The 13,433-nt window shown below is 61.4% G+C and carries 15 protein-coding genes and 1 riboswitch; of the genes, 7 read left to right on the forward strand and 8 right to left on the reverse strand.

Translation table 11 applies throughout. The features are described 5' to 3' along the window. The 3 genes from B384_RS0116290 to B384_RS0116305 form a co-directional block, all read right to left on the reverse strand. Entirely contained in the window at positions 1 to 1,659 is a 1,659-nt protein-coding gene (locus B384_RS0116290; protein ID WP_019484162.1) for a sodium:solute symporter family protein, read from the reverse strand. A gap of 568 nt (positions 1,660 to 2,227) precedes the next feature. Further along, positions 2,228 to 2,476: a hypothetical protein gene (locus B384_RS0116300; protein ID WP_019484163.1), complete on the reverse strand. Its 249-nt coding sequence runs from the start codon at positions 2,474 to 2,476 to the stop codon at positions 2,228 to 2,230. Positions 2,477 to 2,596: 120 nt separating this feature from the next. After that, positions 2,597 to 3,058 carry a Fur family transcriptional regulator gene (locus B384_RS0116305; protein WP_024475884.1) on the reverse strand — a complete coding sequence of 154 codons (462 nt, stop codon included), beginning with the start codon at positions 3,056 to 3,058 and terminating at the stop codon, positions 2,597 to 2,599. A gap of 60 nt (positions 3,059 to 3,118) precedes the next feature. Between B384_RS0116305 and B384_RS0116310 the strand changes: the two genes are divergently transcribed. The 4 genes from B384_RS0116310 to B384_RS19375 all read left to right on the forward strand — a co-directional run bounded on the left by B384_RS0116310 (position 3,119) and on the right by B384_RS19375 (position 7,601). Continuing rightward, the gene (locus B384_RS0116310; protein WP_019484165.1) at positions 3,119 to 3,691 is read left to right on the forward strand and encodes an MOSC domain-containing protein; all 573 of its coding nucleotides are present in this window, start codon (positions 3,119 to 3,121) and stop codon (positions 3,689 to 3,691) included. A gap of 96 nt (positions 3,692 to 3,787) precedes the next feature. Continuing rightward, positions 3,788 to 4,834 carry an NAD(P)-dependent alcohol dehydrogenase gene (locus tag B384_RS0116315; protein ID WP_019484166.1) on the forward strand — a complete coding sequence of 349 codons (1,047 nt, stop codon included), beginning with the start codon at positions 3,788 to 3,790 and terminating at the stop codon, positions 4,832 to 4,834. 68 nt (positions 4,835 to 4,902) lie between these two features. Further along, complete coding sequence (locus tag B384_RS0116320) at positions 4,903 to 5,484, forward strand: HhH-GPD-type base excision DNA repair protein (RefSeq protein WP_019484167.1); 582 nt, start codon at positions 4,903 to 4,905, stop codon at positions 5,482 to 5,484. A 608-nt stretch (positions 5,485 to 6,092) separates the two neighbouring features. Then, the gene (locus B384_RS19375; RefSeq protein WP_019484168.1) at positions 6,093 to 7,601 is read left to right on the forward strand and encodes a putative bifunctional diguanylate cyclase/phosphodiesterase; all 1,509 of its coding nucleotides are present in this window, start codon (positions 6,093 to 6,095) and stop codon (positions 7,599 to 7,601) included. Here B384_RS19375 and B384_RS0116330 read toward each other — a convergent pair. Then, the gene (locus B384_RS0116330; protein ID WP_019484169.1) at positions 7,595 to 8,020 is read right to left on the reverse strand and encodes a YybH family protein; all 426 of its coding nucleotides are present in this window, start codon (positions 8,018 to 8,020) and stop codon (positions 7,595 to 7,597) included. The two genes, B384_RS19375 and B384_RS0116330, sit on opposite strands and share 7 nt — an antisense overlap. A gap of 118 nt (positions 8,021 to 8,138) precedes the next feature. Next, positions 8,139 to 8,255, forward strand: a riboswitch (SAM riboswitch). A gap of 211 nt (positions 8,256 to 8,466) precedes the next feature. Here B384_RS0116330 and B384_RS0116340 point away from each other — a divergent pair. The 3 genes from B384_RS0116340 (at position 8,467) to B384_RS0116350 (ending at position 11,105) form a co-directional block, all read left to right on the forward strand. Beyond that, positions 8,467 to 9,348, forward strand: a complete 882-nt coding sequence (locus tag B384_RS0116340) for a MetQ/NlpA family ABC transporter substrate-binding protein (RefSeq protein WP_019484171.1) — start codon at positions 8,467 to 8,469, stop codon at positions 9,346 to 9,348. Between the two features lie 69 nt (positions 9,349 to 9,417). Next, the gene (locus B384_RS0116345; RefSeq protein WP_019484172.1) at positions 9,418 to 10,446 is read left to right on the forward strand and encodes a methionine ABC transporter ATP-binding protein; all 1,029 of its coding nucleotides are present in this window, start codon (positions 9,418 to 9,420) and stop codon (positions 10,444 to 10,446) included. Next, a complete protein-coding gene (locus B384_RS0116350) occupies positions 10,446 to 11,105 on the forward strand; it encodes a methionine ABC transporter permease (protein WP_019484173.1) in 660 nt (219 codons plus the stop codon). Before B384_RS0116345 ends, B384_RS0116350 begins: the two co-directional genes overlap by 1 nt. Before the next feature lie 219 nt (positions 11,106 to 11,324). On the opposite strand, the gene B384_RS0116355 is transcribed toward B384_RS0116350, so the two are convergent. The 4 genes from B384_RS0116355 to B384_RS0116370 form a co-directional block, all read right to left on the reverse strand. Continuing rightward, complete coding sequence (locus tag B384_RS0116355; protein WP_019484174.1) at positions 11,325 to 11,921, reverse strand: PIN domain-containing protein; 597 nt, start codon at positions 11,919 to 11,921, stop codon at positions 11,325 to 11,327. Between the two features lie 45 nt (positions 11,922 to 11,966). Beyond that, positions 11,967 to 12,428 (reverse strand): helix-turn-helix domain-containing protein, encoded by a 462-nt coding sequence (locus B384_RS0116360; RefSeq protein WP_019484175.1) that lies wholly within the window; start codon positions 12,426 to 12,428, stop codon positions 11,967 to 11,969. Between the two features lie 156 nt (positions 12,429 to 12,584). Further along, entirely contained in the window at positions 12,585 to 12,941 is a 357-nt protein-coding gene (locus tag B384_RS19380; protein WP_019484176.1) for a TfoX/Sxy family protein, read from the reverse strand. Between the two features lie 107 nt (positions 12,942 to 13,048). Beyond that, positions 13,049 to 13,411 (reverse strand): hypothetical protein, encoded by a 363-nt coding sequence (locus tag B384_RS0116370; RefSeq protein WP_156809133.1) that lies wholly within the window; start codon positions 13,409 to 13,411, stop codon positions 13,049 to 13,051. Positions 13,412 to 13,433: the final 22 nt, after the last annotated feature.

Below are 13,433 nucleotides of genomic sequence, written 5' to 3' on the forward strand. Positions count from 1 at the left end.
CTACTTTCGGGCGGACAGCGTGGCGCCGTCCAGGTCGTCGTCAGGGGTGTTGCTGGCGTCGTCGGCCACGGGGTCATAGTCGCCGATGCGCTGTTTGATCAGGGCGAAGTCGAAGTCCTGTTTGCTCCTGACGGACATCAGATAGCAGACGATGGTGCTCACGGCGTAGGCCACCAGCGAACCGGTGAGGACCGTGTAATCGTGCAGGAACCCGATGACGAAGGGGGCCGAGGCAAGCGCGGCGACGGCGCCAGCGATTTTTGCTGGTTTCAGGCCGAAGAAGCCAAACACCATCAGGCCCAGGACAATGCCAATTCCGGCAGCCGACAGGATGTCGAACAGGATCCCGGTGACGCCGTCCATCGAGAACCAGGAGAACCTGACGGGGATGAAGACGGCCAAGGCCACGACCACCGACGTCGTAAACGCCCTGTTGGTCACCTTGTTCCAGTAGAAGCTGGCGATGACCGGGAACACGAGGGCCCCCCACAGGGCTCCCACGAAGACCAGCAGGTCGAGGATGTCCATTTGTTGACTGGCGAAGATCAAGGCCGCGGCAGTCGCCACGATCATGGTGATCCGGCCGACCAGCAGCATGGTTTTGGGGTTGGGTTTCGTCGCAATGTTCTTGCCGTAAACGTCGGCCATCATGATCGAGGACAGTGCGGACAAGTCCGAATCGGCGGTGGAGGACAGCGCGCCGAGGATCATCACAAAGAACAGGCTCAGCAGTACGGGGCCCAGGTAGGTGGATGCCATCTGCGGGATCAGGTTGTTGACGTCGCCGCCGGTGGGGCTGATACCCAGGTACAGGGCCATCACCCCGATCATGCCGATGCCGATCACGGTGGCACCGTAACCAACTGTCGCGGTGACGAAGGTCTTCTTGATCAGGTCCTCGCGGACAGCGAACAGCCGCTGCGCGATGGTCTGGTTGCCGATGGCGTAGGCCAGCACAGCAGCGATATAGGGAGCACCCTGGTTCAGGAACGCGTCACTCGAGAAGAAGTTGGACTGCTCGGGGGTCAGGTTACCGGCCCCCTGGGTGAACATGCCGGGACCTCCGGCAGCGAAGAACACCACCGGGATGATGATCGCGACGGCGCCCAGCATGGCGACCACCTGCGCAAAGTCGGTCAGTACCGAGGCGCGGAAGCCGGACCACAGCGTGTACATGAGGACGCCGACGGCGACGGCGAGTACACCCTGCCCGAAGCTGAAGGGGGAGAGCAATGCTACGAGGGCGCCTCCGGCAATAAAGTTGGAGGTCAGGCTGATCACGCTGCCAACGATGTTGGAGCCGGCGAGCATCAACTGGCTGGACCGGCCGTGGCGGGCGTGCATCACCTCGGCCAGAGTGTGGGCTTTCGGCGCTACTGCGCGGATGCGTTTCCCGAAAGGGTAGATGAACAGGATCATCAGGGCACCCCACAGCCCGTAGTGGATTGGCCCGGAGATGCCGTAGGTGTAGCCCGAGGTGGCGGATGCGTACATTGAAGCCGCCCAGATCCAGGTGGCAGTCATGCTCGCAGCGGAGATACCGAAACCCACCTTGTTGCCGGCGGTCATGTAGCCGTCGGCGTTCTCCTTCTTTTTACCAATGTAGGCGGACACCAGCAGGGTGCCACCGTAGAGGAGTACAAGAAGCAGAATCACCATCCATCCACTTAGTTGATACAACTCAGCATCGTTAGGCACTGTGATCCCTTCGTCACGACGAGCAACGCTTGCAACTCGACATCGTCATCACGCTGGCCTCCTGTGGGCCGTCCCCTCCGCAAGCGTTCCAGGCGCGGAGACCGAGCCCCGAATGAGGGCGCAAGCGCGTCAATCCCGTAGAAAATTACCTGAGGCAATCAAACAGAGCGCATAGCTATGTCTTTCGGCGGCGCGCGGCCAACCGATTCGTGGGTGTTTTGTACCCATACGGGGGCAGGTGCTCTGCAATCTTCGCCGCTAATCAATCCCAATAATGGGGGAACGGTTACTCGCGGGCAGGCGTCCTGCAACGCAGTCAGGCTAGCATGCTTCCGGCGGAGGGGACCTTTGGGCAAGTAGTGGCGCCGGGCAGTGACGATGGCGAGGTGGCCGTCGTCGACGGCGCGGACGACGGCCACTCGGGGGTCCGCTGAAACCAGTAATCCTCGGATGATGCCTGATAGAGCAGTATCATCCGAGGATTGTTGAAGGGTTAGGTGGTAGGGGGTGAGCCTCCCGAGCCTGGCTCTTAGCCGCGGTCGGTGTAGCGGCCCTCTGAATGTTCCTGAATGGACCGGTTTGATGAGGTTACGTAGGTGCCGCGGACCTGGACCGTCCCGCCGCTACGGGTAGTGACGTAGGTTCCCTCGGCTGGGGTGCCGGAGGTCGGCGTCGTCACGTAGCGCCCACCGAGCAGGGGCATCGGGCGGGCGGGGGTGACTGCTGCCCGATGGGCGGCGGCCGGGCGTGTGGTGGTGGTGCGGTTCATCAATGACATGGTGAAGCTCCTATTTTTGGGCGCGGCGAAATTGCCGAACGGTTCAGCGTTGAAGTGGTGATTTTGGGCAGAACTGATCACGGAATGCCGCGTCAGCGGGCCGTGAGAATGAGAAGTGGCTTAGCCGGTTTCGGGTGAGCCGTTGGTCTGGCAAGTGCGACACAGGCCGTTGAAAGTGACCTCGGCCGAGTAAATGGTGAAACCTGAATCATCGGAGGGGGTGAGGCATGGTGCCTCGCCGATCACGCAGTCAACATCCTGCACCAACCCGCAGCCAACGCATGACAGATGGTGATGGTTGTCGCCCACCCTGCACTCGAACAGGGCGGGAGAATTGGGCGGGTCGAATCGTCTGACCAATCCGGCACCGGTGAACGACGCCAGAATCCCGTAGATAGTTTGGGCCGATATTTTGCTCAGGCTCTTTCGTGCTTCATTAAAAACCTGATCAGCACTTGAATGGGGTGCGCTCTGGAGAATCTCCAACACCGCCACTCGAGGCGCAGTCACCTTCAGTCCCGACTCGCTGATAATGGCCCGAAGAGCATCGGGTTGGGTCTGCGAGGCGGTACCTTGTGGCATACCTCTACTGTACGGAGTTGTTTTGATTAGGTCAAAACAACTCCGCGGTAGCCTTGGACAATGACTGAACGTTACCGGTACGACGTCGAGGTGCTGCACCTGCTCGTCTCACCGGCCCACGCCTACTTTGGCCGCGCCCGCGACGGTGCCGCCGACGTGCCCACGACCGACGCCGACCGGGTAGCCCTGGTAGCCGGGAAGGGAATCGTCGGGGACCGGTTCTTCGGCAAGGCCGCACACATGGACGCCGCGGTGACGGTGATGGCGGTGGAAGCGCTCGAGGATATTGCCAGTGGCCTGGCCGCTGAACCTTTTGATCCGTTGCTGGCCCGGCGGAACGTGATTCTGCGGGGTGCCCAACTGCATCCGCTGCTGGGTCTGGAGTTTGAGCTGGAGTCCGCCGGCGACGTCGTGCGGTTGAAAGCCGGACGGCCCGCGCATCCATGCGTGTGGATGGATCGTATGCTGGCGCCGGGAGCCCACGCGGCGATGCGCGGCCGAGGCGGAGTGCGCTGTCAGGTGCTGGCGGACGGGGCGCTGCACCGCGGTCCGGCGGTACTGGTGAGCCCGGTTTTACTGGAACCGGACCGCGCTGGGGAGGCCACGATCCGGCGTCCTTCACGGTTGCCCTGATCGTTTCACGCCACCGCTGAGGAATACGTCGCCGTCCACTGGCGTTGGGTGAGGGGGACCAAATTTTTCCGCAACCAATTCTGCAGGAGCTTATCTATGCCTACGACCGTCAACGCTTACGCCGCGCCATCCGAGTCCGAGGACCTCATCGCCACCACCATCGAGCGCCGCGACGTCGGCCCCGACGATGTGCTGATCGACATCAAGTTCGCAGGAATCTGCCACTCCGACATCCACACCGTCCGCGGTGACTGGGGACCCCAGACCTACCCGTTGGCGCCAGGACACGAGATCGCCGGGATCGTCACCGAGGTCGGCTCCAACGTCACCAAGCACTCCGTCGGCGACCGCGTGGGCGTCGGCTGCATGGTCAACTCCTGCGGCGAGTGCAAGAACTGTGAAGCCGGCGAGGAGCAGTACTGCCTCAAGGGCAACACCGGCACCTACGGCGCCAAGGACCGCGACGGCTCCATCACCCAGGGTGGCTACTCCACCCACATTGTCGTCACCGAGGACTTCGTTATCCGGATTCCCGAAGGTATCGACCTCGACGTCGCCGCACCGCTCCTGTGCGCTGGCATCACCACGTTCTCGCCTCTGAAACGCTGGGGCGCCGGACCAGGCAAGAAGGTTGCAATCGTAGGCCTGGGCGGACTCGGCCACATGGCCGTGAAGCTGGCCGCAGCGATGGGCGCCGAGGTAACGGTGCTTTCGCAGTCACTGAAGAAGCAGGAAGACGGGCTGCGTCTGGGGGCCAAGCACTACTACGCCACCAGTGACGAGAACACCTTCTCCGACCTCGCCGGCTCCTTCGACCTGATCATCAACACGGTGAGTGCCACCCTCCCCATCAGTGACTACCTGGGTCTGCTGGCTCTCGACGGCGCGCTCGTCAACGTTGGAGCGCCGGCCGAGCCGCTGCCCGTCAACGCATTCGCCCTGATCGGTGGCCGCCGTTCGTTCGCCGGCTCCCTGATCGGTGGCATCCGGGAAACCCAGGAAATGCTGGACTTCTGCGCCGAGCACCACCTGGGCGCCGAGGTGGAGGTCATCTCCGCAGACAAGATCAACGAAGCCTACGAGCGCGTCCTCGCCTCGGACGTCCGCTACCGCTTCGTCATCGACACCTCAACGCTGAACTAGCGTTTCGCGTTAGTGAACCCCCGGCAGGAGCTACTCCTGCCGGGGGTTCTCGCGTTAAACTCGGGGCTATGACTGCGCACCTGAACATCACCGACGATCCCGCCGCCGACAGGTTGCTCTCCGAGGAGCCTCTAGCCCTGCTGATCGGGATGCTGCTGGACCAGCAGGTGGCGATGGAAACGGCTTTCGCTGGCCCGGCCAAGATCAAGGACCGGCTGGGCGCGTTCAACGCGGAGACGATCGCCCACAAGGATCCCGACGAATTCGTTGAACTCTGCCGCACGCCGCCCGCCGTGCACCGCTACCCGGGGAACATGGCCGCGCGAATCCAGACGCTGTGCGCCACTTTGCTCGACGACTGGGATGGCGACGCGTCCCAAATCTGGAGGAGGGACAACCCCGACGGTGCCGAGGTCTATAAGCGGCTCAAGGCACTGCCCGGTTTTGGGGAACAGAAGGCCCGAATCTTCCTTGCACTGTTGGGCAAGCAATACGGGTACGACGGCGACGGCTGGCGTGAGAGCGCGGGCGCGTACGGCGAGGAGGGCAGTTACCGCTCAGTCGCCGACATCGTGGACCCCGAATCCCTCACGAAGGTGCGTGAAACCAAGCGTGCGGCGAAGGCAGCGGCGAAGGAGGCGAAGGCCTAGCCGTGGTTTCCGGTGCAAAGTAGCCTCCCTCCTCTTCCGCCGCGCGAGTGGCGGCGTCAAGAGTCTCGTCGCGGTGAGCAATCCAGACAAAGGGGGTCTACCCGGAGATCGGTGAGGGAAAAGTTGCCCACCGCTGCCTGAATTGCCCACCGGACCGGGCAAGCCGTGCGGAACTCGTTAGGCAAAGCCGTGTTCCCGAACGGGCGATTGTAGGAGTCCTGAAACCGGGTATTCCTTTTGGGAGGGGACCGAAGCGAGGAGCCGCGCAGGATTGCCACAGGATCAACGAAATAAGCCGACTTTGTTTCAAGTCGCGGTTACACTGAAATAGGAATCGGAATTGTGAAGAATAACGATTATTTGGCAAATCGGACGCTTTGGCGCACGCCGTGATCTCTTCCATCCGTTTCGAACGAAAGAAGGCTCTCATGGGATTCAGCCATTCCCGTTGACCACTTCCGTCCTGCAGGCTCACAAGCGACTACCCTGTATCCGCAACGCGGCTTGGTAGATAGCGAAGCCCTTCTAGGCAATACTCTGTGGCCTGAGATATCCCGGTCGCTGAACCTTAGACTCCGGTCGAATGACCAGGAAAGCGAATCGCCCCCATGCTCGATCCAGTACCAAGCACCAATAGCCATTCATCAATCGACGAAACCCCCACCGGCCTGACCGATGAAGAGTTGGCGTCTGATCACAGCAGTTCTTACACACGGGCGCTCGCCGAAGTGCGAAGCTGTGTCCTTGAACAGGCCAGAAATCCTGCACAGGCAAAGGTTAGCTTCGATTATTTGATGACCCATGATTCGCTCACCGGATTGCTCAATCGGGGTGGATTTCTGGCGGAGCTTCAGCTCTGCCTTGCAAAGCGGGCCGGCAGGAAACAGCGCCGAGGACTATTGATCGTGGACCTGGATTTCTTCCGGACGGTCAATGTCGGTCTGGGGATCGCTGCTGGGGATGAGACTCTGAGTATCGTCGCGCAGCGGATCCGTGCCGCGGTGCATCCATCTGCAGTCGTCGCTCGGTTGTCGGGTGTCGAATTTGCGGTACTGGCTGACTTCGCCGACGCCGGGGAGGCGCAGTCGGTGGCCGCCGAGCTATTGGAGGCCCTGAGCGCGCCGATGGCGGTTGGCGGGACCAGCATTGAAATCACGGTCAGTATTGGCGTTTCGATGGCCAGCGAAACTGACAACCCTGACCGGCTGGTGGGTCGGGCTGCCGCGGCACTGCACCAGGCCAAGAAGCGGGGCCGTAACCGCTGCGAGGTGGAGTGCAGCATGCACAGCGATCCCGACGACGGCCAGCTGAATCGCCGCGGTGAACTGCGCCGTGCCATCGAGGACGGAGAGTTATGCCTCTTCTTCCAGCCCCAGATTGACCTCGTCAGCGGCCAGATGAACGGATTCGAGGCACTGGTGCGCTGGGATCACCCCGATAAGGGCCTGCTGGCACCTTCAGCTTTCATCGACTTCGCCGAAGAATCCGGGCTTATCCTGCCGCTCGGAGCCTGGGTGATCAACGCTGCCGTCGCGCAACAGGCCACATGGCACCGCTCTGCGGCGGGACGGCCCCCAGTACGAATGTCAGTCAATATCTCAGCCATCCAGCTCAGCGATCCCCGCCTCGAAGAAATGGTCACTGAAGCGCTTGAACGCCATGGTGTTGCTCCGGGGCTCCTGACCCTGGAAATCACCGAAACGGCGCTCACCGCGGATCCAGTTGCCGCGCTGCGGACCCTCGAAATTCTCAAGGCCCTGGGCGTCAGGTTGGCAATCGACGATTTTGGTACTGGCCATTCCAGCCTCACCTATCTCAAGCGCTTTCCGATCGACGAACTGAAAATCGACCGCTCCTTCATTGCCGGGCTCACTACCGACAGCAAGGACCACGCGATTGTTGCGTCCTGCATCCAGCTCGCCCACGCCACGAACCTGATCGCCGTCGCCGAAGGCGTTGAAATGCCAGCCCAGCTACACGCGCTGACCGAGCTGGACTGCGACCTCGCGCAGGGCTACTTCTACACCCGCCCCATGTCGGCGGAGGACCTCGAACCGTGGTTCATTCCGCGGCCCGATAATATGCGCCTGGGAGAACCCCAACTGGTTGGTCAGTAGCGTTGCAGGTTGACCTTGAAAGTCTCGCCGTTGACCGGAGCTGACGTGTGCTCGTGCACAATTTTCCAGTCACCATCGCGGCGCCCCAGAACCCAGGTCAGGCGGTTCTGCATGGAGTCCTGTTCGACGTCGTCGGGCCCAATGTCGCGGTAGGTGATGATGGCGTGCACGGTTGCCAGGTCCTCGGTAACCAGAGTCTGAACGTCATCGAAGTCCACCCTGACGCGCTCATCCCCCACCGAAGCGAACCACCCGGCCACTGATTCCCGCCACGGGTCTGCACCCTGGTGGCTCCACACGTCCCATAAGTCGAAAACCCGGACGTCGTCGTCGTACAGGGCCAGCAGGGCATCAACATCCTTCCCGAATACGGCTGCAGCATACTGTTCGAGAACCTGAGTGATCGACTCTTCATCCATGAAGGCGATCCTCGCATGCCCGACCGATGAACGGAACGGGTACGCGCAAGTCATTTATGACGACCGGTAACGGCCAGGTTTTGACCCAACAAATTTTCTGCCTTAGCGTGATCTCCAGAATCAAGAGTGTCAACCAACGGCCCTGGCCGGTTGACCAGCAACCCTCTCCCGTAGCGGGGTGCTCCAGGTGAAGATTCGGCCGCCGGAACAAGTCCCCGGACGGCAAGTACGGCGTATCCAGAATTGACCCCGCCGAGGGGTCGTCGTGGATACCGCCCGCCATCTTGAAGCGAGCCAGCATGTAACCCCGAGGAAACTCCCCGAATGTCGCTGCAGTTATCGCAGCACTTCACTCCTGCCTATCTGCCTGTCCAGTGGTAACGCCTGGCCCGTGTTATCGGCCGACCGGACCCCACTGACGTACCCCGTTCAAAGGAAAAACCCCCATGAAATCCCGCACCCTTCTCACTATCGCCGTTGCCCCATTCCTCGCCCTCACTGTGGCATGTGGTGGTTCGGGCGAGTCCGGTTCCGGAAATGAAAGCATCAAGCTCGGCGTCGTCGGCGCCAGCGACCCGGAATGGGGCCTGCTCACCGAGGCCGCTGCCGAGGAAGGCATCGAGCTGGAGGTCATCGACTTCGCCGAATACACCCAGCCCAACCCCGCGCTAAGCGAAAGTGAACTGGACCTCAACCAGTTCCAGCACCTGGTGTACCTGGCCCGCTACAACGTATCCAGCGGAGAGGAGCTGGCCCCGATCGGCTCCACGGCCATCTACCCGCTGGGCCTGTACTCAACCCAGTACGGGTCGGTGGAGGAGATCCCCGAAGGATCGACGGTTGCTGTCCCCAACGACGAGAGCAACCTCGCCCGCGGGCTGCTGGTCCTTCAGTCCGCCGGTCTGGTGGTGCTCGACGACGGCGGCAGCGCCTTCTCGACGATCGACGACATTGATGAGGACGCGTCCAAGGTCACCGTCACCACGCTCGAAGCGTCGCTGACCCCCACCTCGCTGCCCGACGTCGCCGCCGCCATCATCAATAACGACTTTGTCCAGGACGCTGGCCTGAACTTCGAGGACGCCATTGCCCAGGACGATCCGACCGATCCTGCCGCCGTCGCGTACGTGAACGTGTTCGCCGCCCGCGCCGGCGAAGAGGGCAACGAGACGTACCAGAAGCTGATCAGCATCTACCAGGAAAACCAGGAGGTGCAGGACGCCGTCCAGGAGACCTCGGGCGGGACCGCCGAGTTCCTTCAGGTCACCCCCGATGAGCTGCAGACGACCCTCGACACCGTCGAGGAAGACACCCGCGCCCAAGGCTAACCAGCCCTCCCTGCCCTGCGGCCAGCTGGCGATCCCGGCTGGCCGCAGGGCCGTTTATCAAGGAACACCATGCCACTCATTTCCCTGCAGGGAGTTACCAAAAGCTTCCCTCCGGGCCGCCGCGGCGACGCTCCGGTGCACGCGATTGACAACGTCAGCCTCGACATCGAGGCTGGAGAGATCTACGGGATCATCGGCTACTCGGGAGCCGGGAAAAGCACCCTGGTCCGCCTGATCAACGCTCTCGAAAAGGCCAGCAGCGGCACCATCATTGTCGACGGCCAGCAGGTCACCAACGTCCCGGACCGGCAACTGCGCAAACTACGTCTCGACATCGGGATGATCTTCCAGCAGTTCAACCTGTTCAACGCCAAAACAGTCTGGAACAACGTCGCCTACCCCCTGCGCGTCGCTGGGAAGAGCCGGGACGAAATCCAGGCGCGCGTCACCGAACTCCTCGACTTTGTGGGACTGGCCGATAAGGCCTCCAACTACCCCGAACAGCTGTCCGGCGGCCAGAAACAGCGCGTCGGCATCGCCAGGGCACTCGCCACCTCGCCAAAAATCCTGCTCGCCGATGAGGCGACGTCGGCGTTGGACCCCGAGACCACCCATGAGGTGCTGCGCCTGCTACGGCGGGTCAATGAGGAGTTGGGCATCACCATAGTGGTGATCACCCACGAAATGGACGTCATCCAGACCCTCGCCACGAAGGTGGCGGTGATGGACAGCGGCCGGATCGTGGAGCAGGGCGATGTGTTCGACGTCTTCTCCAATCCGCGCGAGGCCTCATCCCAACGGTTCGTTTCCACCGTGGTCCGGGGGATCCCCTCACCCGACGAACTCGCGGTTCTCCAGGAGCGGCACACCGGCCGGATCGTCACCTTCTCCTTCCGGGACGGCGACTCCTCGCAAGCCTCGGTGTTCCTCGAGTTGGCGGCCGCCGGCGTCGAGTTCGAACTGATCTACGGCGGCATCAACGACATTCGGGGCCGCGCATTCGGCCATCTCACCCTCGCACTCACCGGGCCCGACGGCGCGGTCGACGCTGCGCTGACCGGGCTGTCCGGTCGCATCACTGTGAAGGAGCTCAGCTGATGGATTCCCTCATTGACCTCACCCCGGAGCTGTGGGTCGCCACTTACGAGACCCTCTACATTGTCGGGTTCAGCCTGTTCTTTGGCGGCCTCGGTGGACTCCTGCTCGGCATCGGGCTTTACACCACCCGAGCCGGCAGTATCCTCGGCAACAGCGCCGTGTTCAGCACCTTGAATATCATCGTGAACATCTTCAGGCCCATCCCGTTCATCATCTTCCTCGCCGCGGCACAACCCTTGGCCAGGGCGGTCACCGGAACCGGAATTGGCAACAGCGCCATCATCTTCACCCTGTCGCTGGCCGCCGCATTCGGGATCAGCCGCATCGTTGAACAGAACCTCCTGACTGTCCAACCCGGCGTGATCGAGGCGGCGCGATCCGTCGGGGCCGGGCGCCTCCGCATCATCCTGACCATCCTTATCCCCGAGGCCCTCGGCCCGCTGATCCTCGGGTACACGTTCATCTTCGTGGCGCTGGTCGACATGTCAGCGGTTGCCGGGTACGTGGGCGGCGGCGGGTTGGGCAACTTCGCCATCCAATACGGTTACCGGCAGTTCAACCCCTGGGTCACCTGGGCAGCGGTGATCGTGATCATCCTGTTGGTGCAAGCGGTGCAGCTGCTCGGCAACGTACTCGCCCGGAAAGCGCTCAGACGGTAGCTTTCCGGCCNGCGGGGGGTCTCGAACGTGGTGATCCCCGGCGCGGGCAGCGCCAGCGGCAACACCACGGCGACAATTCGACCCCCGGTGCAATCACACGGAGCGAAACGAAGAAAAGGTCCCTGCAACAGTCTGAAAGGCTATTGGAGGACGAGGTCACGGTGAGCGCGAGCGTGTCAATCAAACCGGTGCTGGCGTCCTCGTCCAGGAAACCTGGATCTAATATTCGCCCGATATTGCCATTCTGGTTAGCACCGATTGAATGTGTGTGCCGAAGTTTGGTGCCCCAGCATCGACTAACGCAGCGACAAGTGTTTTCGAGCCATCACGACAACCCCAATATTGGGACTGCATCCTTAGGGCGGCTAGCACGGCGTCTGACCGACGCTCCATAATGAGACAGAGCATGTCATCGGCCACATAGGTTTCGAATTCAAATAGATCCGCGTAAGGAAAGAAATCTTCATAGTTGTTGGTGACCAGGTAATCGACGCACCCATGATCTGCAGCAGCTAACACATGCGCATCAAACTTATCTTTGCCCTCGACGAGAGTCGGGTCGATATCGTAGCCTCGGATCACTGCTTCGGGAAACGCGTCGGTCAACTTCTTGCGCCAAAGTCCGATGTCCTGATCGGAGGCGGCGGGGTTTCTACGTCGGCGATTGTAGAGCCACTCAGCTAATACGTCTTCGCTCCATCGCAACCCGATGCCTTCGGGGCCGGAATTTAGAGCAATCAGAGCGAACCAGTCTCTAAGAGTTCGCGAATAGAGGATATTCGCGTCAAGGAAGATAAGCGTGGCCCCCGGCTGCATAAGGGCTAGCCTATGCAGTTCCGGGGGCCGTGGCTATGGTCAGAACTAATCTTTGTCGAATCCCAACGAATCTTCGAATTCCAGTAGATCTCCGAAGGACTTTCTCTGATCAGCAAGGCGCGACTCGGCCAGTGAACGAAGATCGGACCGGTTAAAACGGGTATGTGACCCCACCTTATGAGAAGCGATCTGCCCAGAGGCAGCGAGTTTCAACAGGGTAGGGCGCGAGATGCCCAGCATCTTCGCTGCTTCCACACTGGTGAGGGCCTTTGGGAATTGGGTAATACCGAAGGGCTGGCCAGCAGCGGCCAAACGCACCACAGTCTGAAGCAGGTCACTGAGTCCATCGGGCACGACAATTGCCTCCCCGGAAGAAGATTCGATCTTAATCTGAAGGTCGCCAGGATCCACTTCGTCAAAGCGGCGCGATACCTCTTTTGCTTCCTCGCTCTGCGAGGTGGTCACATCGATAGTTCGAACATTTTGGATGGCTGTTAGAGCCGCCATGACAACATCTCCTCTTTTTACTTGCACTTATTATCTGACATATCTGAAATAAGTGCAATCTGGCAACGGCGGTCAGATCGTTGACCGCGTGCGGTGAACGCCGGTGATCCGACCCGCATGGTCAAGATTGCCTGCTGCATCGATCAAGGGCTGTTGTCACCCTGACGCGTTTGCGGAGCCGATCTTTCCCGATTCGACGCCGATGGTGACCCAGTAGGCCAGTTCTGCTTCGTCGTCGAGCTGGTCGCGTGACACTGTCAGCCATCCGCGCCCCATGGGTTTTTCTTTGCCCATGAGCGCCGGCACTGCGCCGCGGCGAAGCAGGTTGTCGTACTCCGCTGGGTTTGCGCGTACCAGTAGGTCACCGGAGCGATCGGCGGCAACAGCCATGCGGTCATTGACCATGAACGAGACGCCGCCGAACATCCGTATTTCCCGCACATTCGGATAGGAGGCGAAGATGTCCCGGAGGCGCCCGGAAAGGTACTCGCGAGCTGAAGCCCTGGTGGTCACGGTCGCCCCTTTGGTTACTGATGCCCTTTGAATATGAGACGAGGGGCAAAATCTGTCAAGCGTTTGGGGGCTGCGGCGCCAACCGGGCACCTGACGACGGCGACGGTTCAGCTGAGTGCGTTCGCTGCCCGCACCAGGAGTCCCGTAGTTAACTGTCCAGGAGTCAGCTCCGGAGCCGTTTCGCTGAGGGAGTCATGCGTCGGTAGCGGGGACGTAGCAATCCGTTCCAGCACCGGAGCCGACGGGCAAGCCAACTCGGGGGCGGCCCCGGTGACCGCCTCGCCGGTACGGGCAGTGACCGCCAGCCAGTCGATGGGACCTGACACTATCTCGGCTGCTACCTCCTCCAGTCCAGGAAGAATGGTCTGCCTGCCCAGGCGGGTGCTGACCATCCAGGCATCACCGAAGGGTTTGACTACTAACCGCTTTCCGGCAATTTCCTGCAGGAGGGCGCCTACGGCCGGCCGCATACCGGTCAGGGTGGCATACCCG

Source organism: Arthrobacter sp. TB 23 (assembly GCF_000294595.1).
Taxonomy (GTDB): Bacteria; Actinomycetota; Actinomycetes; order Actinomycetales; family Micrococcaceae; genus Arthrobacter_D.

Coding starts and splice junctions, on each gene's coding strand:
- B384_RS0116290 (WP_019484162.1), bottom strand. CDS start 1,659: ATGGTGATTCTGCTTCTTGTACTCCTCTACGGTGGCACCCTGCTGGTG.
- B384_RS0116300 (WP_019484163.1), bottom strand. CDS start 2,476: ATGTCATTGATGAACCGCACCACCACCACACGCCCGGCCGCCGCCCAT.
- B384_RS0116305 (WP_024475884.1), bottom strand. CDS start 3,058: ATGCCACAAGGTACCGCCTCGCAGACCCAACCCGATGCTCTTCGGGCC.
- B384_RS0116310 (WP_019484165.1), top strand. CDS start 3,119: ATGACTGAACGTTACCGGTACGACGTCGAGGTGCTGCACCTGCTCGTC.
- B384_RS0116315 (WP_019484166.1), top strand. CDS start 3,788: ATGCCTACGACCGTCAACGCTTACGCCGCGCCATCCGAGTCCGAGGAC.
- B384_RS0116320 (WP_019484167.1), top strand. CDS start 4,903: ATGACTGCGCACCTGAACATCACCGACGATCCCGCCGCCGACAGGTTG.
- B384_RS19375 (WP_019484168.1), top strand. CDS start 6,093: ATGCTCGATCCAGTACCAAGCACCAATAGCCATTCATCAATCGACGAA.
- B384_RS0116330 (WP_019484169.1), bottom strand. CDS start 8,020: ATGGATGAAGAGTCGATCACTCAGGTTCTCGAACAGTATGCTGCAGCC.
- B384_RS0116340 (WP_019484171.1), top strand. CDS start 8,467: ATGAAATCCCGCACCCTTCTCACTATCGCCGTTGCCCCATTCCTCGCC.
- B384_RS0116345 (WP_019484172.1), top strand. CDS start 9,418: ATGCCACTCATTTCCCTGCAGGGAGTTACCAAAAGCTTCCCTCCGGGC.
- B384_RS0116350 (WP_019484173.1), top strand. CDS start 10,446: ATGGATTCCCTCATTGACCTCACCCCGGAGCTGTGGGTCGCCACTTAC.
- B384_RS0116355 (WP_019484174.1), bottom strand. CDS start 11,921: ATGCAGCCGGGGGCCACGCTTATCTTCCTTGACGCGAATATCCTCTAT.
- B384_RS0116360 (WP_019484175.1), bottom strand. CDS start 12,428: ATGGCGGCTCTAACAGCCATCCAAAATGTTCGAACTATCGATGTGACC.
- B384_RS0116370 (WP_156809133.1), bottom strand. CDS start 13,411: ATGCGGCCGGCCGTAGGCGCCCTCCTGCAGGAAATTGCCGGAAAGCGG.